We start from the raw sequence: 5,571 nt of genomic DNA, 5'->3' as shown, positions 1-5,571 counted from the left end.
CCGCAGACCACCGACGAGTTGCTGGCGGCGGCGAAGCGCTTCACGCAACCGGCGCAGGGCCAGTTCGGGATTTGCTGGAACGGCCAGCGCGGCCAGGCGCTCGGCCAGCAAATGGCGCATTTCTACGCGGCCTTCGGCCAGCCCTTGCTCGACGCCGGTGGGCGGCCGAGCCTGAACACCGAGCGCGGCATCGCCGCAGCGCGCTTTGCGCAGAGCCTGTTGCCGTTTTCGCCGCCCGACGTGCTGAACATGGCCTGGGACCAGCGGCCGGTGCGCTTCGCCAAGGGCGGCTGCGTGATGGCCTACGAATGGGCGGCGCGCAGCTACCTGGTCGAGGAAGACCCCGGCTCGCAGGTCGCCGGACGGGTCAGCTACGAGGCCGCGCCGCACGCGCCGGGAGCCAAGCCGGTCACGTCGATCGGCACCTGGAGCCTGGGCATTCCCGCCAACATCGGCGCGCGGCGTGACATCGCGTGGCCGTTCCTCGCCTGGCTGACGGGCAGCGAGATCGAGCGCTGGCTGGCGCAGCAAGGCAACGGTGGCATGCCCCGCTACTCGGTGATGCGCGACCCCGCGCTTGCGCAGCGCTACCCGGCCTTCCAGGCCGTCGCACGGCTGGGCAGCGCCGGCCAGCTCGACGACTGGATGCGCCCCGCGGTGCCGCAGTGGTCGGCGTTGGCCGACATTCTGGGCGGCGTGTACCACGACATGCTGCGCGGCGAGTCGACGCCTGAGCAGGCTGCCGCACGCGCCCAGCAACAGGCCGATGCGCTGTTCACGGCCTCGGCCAAGTGAGGGCCTGGCACGCATGAATGCGTCGCAGAGGGGGCCCGCGTGATGCCGCGTTGGTCGGGCCTGGGTCTGCGGCACCAGTTGATCGCTGCGTTCGTCGCCGTGATCCTGTTGCCCACCGCGATCATCTCCGTCTACAGCCTCAGCCGCAGCAGCGAGCTGATCATCCAGATGGCCCGCGACGAGGGCCTGCGCGGCGCCGGCGTGCGCGCGGCGGCCGCCAACCGTCAGCTCACCGACATCGGCACCGATCTGCAGGTGATCGCCCAGGCGTCCGTCTTGCGCCGCTACCTGAATGCGGCACCGGGCGCCGGGCGCGCGAGCGTCGCGCGGGAGGTGGAGCGCTACTTCGCCGCCTTGCTCAAGCGCTGGGGCGAGCGCTACAGCCGCCTGTGCCTGCTCGACAGCAGCGGCCACGAGGCGAGTTGCGCGCGTGTCAGCGCCGGCGTGCCGGCGGTGGTACCGCCCAGCGAGTTGGCGGATCGCTCGGCCGAGCTGTATTTCGCGGGCGCGCTGCAGCTGCGAGCGATTCCCGGCCAGGAATCGACCTACATCTCGGAGCTCGCGCTGCTAGCGCCGGGCGCCCACGATCCCGTCAGGCCGGTGCTGCGCTATGCGACGGCGCTGCAGAGCGACAGCGGACTGCTCGACGGCGTGGTCGTGCTGGACGCGCTGGTGGCACCGGTGCTGGGCACGCTCGAGGCATCCGCCGCCGCCGCGGCCGCCACCTATGTCGTCGACCGGCAGGGGCACTACCTGCTGCACCCCGATCCTGCACACCGCTTCGCCCACCTGCGCGGCGACGGCGTGTCGCTGCGCAGCGAGCGTCCGCACGATGCGGCGGTCATCCTGGCCCAGTCGGCCGGCACGCTGTACGCGTCCGCCGATCGGCCGGAAACCCTGCAGGTGTTCGCGCGCATCCGGCCGCCCGGGCAGAGCAGCGTGCTGTGGACACTGATCGACGAGCAGTCGCTCGATGCGATCCTCGCCGAGGTCGGCCACACGCGCAACGTCATCGTGATGGTGGCCGCGGTGGCCTTGCTGCTGGCGATCGCCATCGCACTGCGGATGACGCACGGCATCGTGCGGCCGATCGGCGCCCTGGCGCAGGCGGCGGATGCGATCCGCCAAGGCGATCTCGACACGCCCCTGCCCGCGGCGGCACGGCCCGACGAGGTCGGCGTGCTGACGCGCGCCTTCGCGCAGATGGCCGCACGGGTGCGCGAGCTCGTCGGCACGCTGCAGCAGCGCGTCGCCGATCTCGAACGCAGCGACGCGGCGCTGCGTTCGGGCCAGGCGCGCCTGCAGCACATGATCGATTCCAACCTCGCCGGCATCGTCTTCTTCGACCTGGAGGGCCGTGTCATCGAGGCCAACGATGCCTACCTGCGCATCGTCGGCTACGACCGCGACGATCTGCGCGAGGGGCGCATCCATCGCGCGACGCTGACACCGCCGGAATACCGCGACGCGACCGAACAGGCCCTGGTGGAAGTTCGCACGCTGGGTGCCTGCAGGCCCTACGAGAAGGAATACGTTCGCAAGGACGGCAGCCGGGTACCGGTCCTGGTCGGCGTTGCATTGCCCGAGCCCGGGTCGGAGCAGGCCGTGGGCTTCGTGCTCGATCAGACCGCGAGCAAACAAGCCCTGATCGAGCGCGATGCGCGCGCGGCGGCGGAGCTGGCAAGCCTCGCCAAGAGCGAGTTCCTGGCGCAGATGAGCCATGAACTGCGCACGCCGCTGAACGGCATCCTGGGCTTCGCGCAGATCCTGCAACGCGACACGACCCTGACCGAGCGGCAGGCCCGGGGGCTGAAGATCATCGACGAGAGCGGGCAGCACCTGCTCACGCTCATCAACGACATCCTCGATCTGTCGCGCATCGACGCGGCCAAGCTCGACCTGTATCCCACCGAGGTCAACCTGCCGGTGTTCCTGCAGGTGGTGGGCGACATCATCCGCGTCAAGGCGGAGGAGAAGAGCCTGCTGTTCGTCTACGAAGCGACGCCGGATCTGCCGGCCACGATACGCGTCGACGAGCGGCGACTGCGCCAGGTGCTGCTCAACCTGCTGTCGAATGCGGTCAAGTTCACCGACACCGGGCAGGTGACGCTGYGCGCGACGCGCTTGCCGTCACCGGGGACCGGCGCCGAGGCCGATGCGATGGCGCGCCTGCGCTTCGACGTGGAAGACGAAGGCATCGGCATGAGCGAGGCGCAACTGGCGCGCTTGTTCCGGCCCTTCGAGCAGGTGGCCGACGTCGAGCGACGCGAGGGTGGCACCGGCCTGGGCCTGGCCATCAGCCGACAGCTGATCCGCCTGATGGGCGGCGACATCCAGGTGAGCAGCCGGCCGGGCGAGGGCAGCGTCTTCGCGTTCGAGATCGAGGTGCCGGCGCTGCAGACCCAGGTTCAGGCGCAGCCTGCGCGTGGCGCGGCGATCGGCTACGAAGGGGCACGCCGCAGGATCCTGGTGGTCGACGACGTGCCGCAGGGGCGCGCGATGCTGCTCGATGCCCTGGGCGCGCTGGGCTTCGAAATGGCCGACGCCGGCAATGGCGAAGAGGCGCTCGCCGCGGTGGCCAGGTTCCGGCCCGACCTGATCGTGATGGACCTCGTGATGCCGGTGATGGACGGCTTCGAGGCGATACGGCGGCTGCGGCTCTTGCCGGAAGGCGCCAGGCTGCCTGTCATTGCCGCGTCGGCCAACGCGAGTGCACAAACGCAGGCGCGCTGCCGCGAGGTGGGCGCGAATGCCTTCATCAACAAGCCCGTCGATCTGAAGGCCCTTCTGGACGCGATCGCCGCCACGCTGGACCTGACCTGGCTCCATGAGGAGCCGGCCGCCCCGCCCGACCGGGCGCTGCGGCACGCCACGCGCAGCGCACGGCCTGAAGAAGCGCTTGCCGATCAGTGGCCCGGCCTGCGCGGTGCACGCGTCCTGCTGGTCGAAGACAACGCCATCAACCAGGAGATCGCGTTGGCGGTGCTGAGCTGCGCCGGCATCGTCGTCAGCGTCGCCGGCGATGGCCAGGCGGCGCTCGAGATGCTGCGCCGGGAGCGTTTCGACGCCGTGCTGATGGACTGCCAGATGCCGGTGATGGATGGCTATGCCACGACGCGCGCGCTGCGCCAGCAGGCACAGTGGCGCGATCTGCCGGTCATCGCGATGACCGCCAACGCGATGGTCGGACACCGCGACAAGGTGCTCGCGGCGGGAATGAACGACCAGATCACGAAGCCGATCCGGCTGGAGGAGATGTTCGCGACGCTGGCCCGCTGGGTGCACCCTGCCGTGGCCGAATCGCGCGCATCGACACCCGCGTCGCACTCGCCGGCGTGACACCGAACAAATACGCATTGCGCATACAATCTCGGGCCATGACTCAAGCCCAGCAGGTTCTCTTGCGCGACGCGATGCGTCGCCTGAACATGACACGCGAGGCCTTTGCCGAACGCATCGGCAGCCGAAAGCGCGCTCTCGACACCTGGCTTCTGCCAGATGAATCCGCCGAATTTCGTGCCATGCCGGAGATCGTCAGGCGCTTCGTGGGCGAGATTCTTTCAAGAACCGAAGGCAGTGAGAGAAGTACGCAAAGCGCATATAACGCAGACACCTCGGCACTCGCGCCTTGGCCCGTGGCCAAGCACCTCCTGTCGGTGTCCCAGTTCACTCGCGAGTCGGTCGAGTCACTGTTCGCCCTGGCCGACGTCATGCAGCCCATTGCTCGGCGCCAGAAGGTCACGCGCGTGCTCGAGGGAGCCGTGCTGGGGAACCTCTTCTTCGAGGCCAGCACCCGCACGCGGGTGAGCTTCGGCGCGGCCTTCTGCCGCCTGGGGGGCTCGGTCTGCGACACCACCGGGTTCACGTTCTCCTCGATGGCCAAGGGTGAGTCCCTCTACGACACCAGCCGTGTCATCAGTGGCTATGTCGATGCGCTCGTCATCCGGCACCCCGATCAAGGATCCGTCGCGGAGTTCGCGAAAGCGACCAACATCCCCATCATCAATGGCGGCGACGGCCCCGGCGAACACCCCAGCCAGGCCCTGCTGGACCTCTACACCATGCAGCGAGAGTTCTCGCGCATCGGCAAGTTGCTCGATGGGGCGCACGTGGTGCTGGCGGGGGATCTCAAGTACGGCAGGACCGTCCACTCCTTGCTGAAGCTGCTGGCGCTGCATCGGGGGCTGAAGATCACGCTGATCTCACCTCGCTCCCTCGGAATGCCGGCCGAGATCGTCGAGATGGCTTCCCGTGCCGGGCATGTCGTGGAGCAGAGCAACGTTTTGCGAACCGGGGTGATGGGCGCAGACGTCTTGTATGCCACCCGGATCCAGAAGGAGCGGTTCACCGACGAATCGGTCGATGGCTACGACCAGAGCTTCGAAGTCAATCGCGCCATCGTCGATGCCACGGGGAAACTCGACACGGTTGTCATGCATCCATTGCCGCGCGACAGCAGGCCCGGCGCTTTCGATCTGAGCGTTGATCTCAATTCGGATCCCCGTCTGGCCATCTTCAGGCAGACGGACAACGGCGTGCCCATTCGCATGGCGCTTTTCGCGCAGATGCTCGGCGTCGATGGATTGGTGCAAAGGTCGATGCGAGACGCGACGTGGAAATCGCCCACGCACATCGGGCCTGACGATGCACTGCTTGCCGATGAAGGGTAGTCGGTGATCGCCCGCGACGGACTCATCGACAATCGCAGCCACCATGCTCAGCGAACCACAGCCTCGTGCCGATACCGGCCGATGATTCGCGTCATCCCCGTCATCC

General features: G+C 68.4%; 3 protein-coding genes. All 3 read left to right on the top strand.

From position 1 onward, the window contains the following. On the top strand, positions 1-795 hold a 795-nt coding region (locus AC1D15_RS16165; protein ID WP_477826764.1), incomplete at its 5' end, for an extracellular solute-binding protein. A gap of 42 nt (positions 796-837) precedes the next feature. Beyond that, positions 838-4,134 (top strand): response regulator, encoded by a 3,297-nt coding sequence (locus AC1D15_RS16160; protein ID WP_477826765.1) that lies wholly within the window; start codon positions 838-840, stop codon positions 4,132-4,134. 38 nt (positions 4,135-4,172) lie between these two features. Further along, complete coding sequence (locus tag AC1D15_RS16155) at positions 4,173-5,465, top strand: aspartate carbamoyltransferase (RefSeq protein WP_477826763.1); 1,293 nt, start codon at positions 4,173-4,175, stop codon at positions 5,463-5,465. The last annotated feature ends 106 nt before the right edge of the window (positions 5,466-5,571 follow it).

Source organism: Rhizobacter sp. P2_H2, assembly GCF_056403375.1.
Note: the sequence above shows the minus strand (reverse complement) of the source record. Positions and strands in the feature narration are given on the sequence as shown.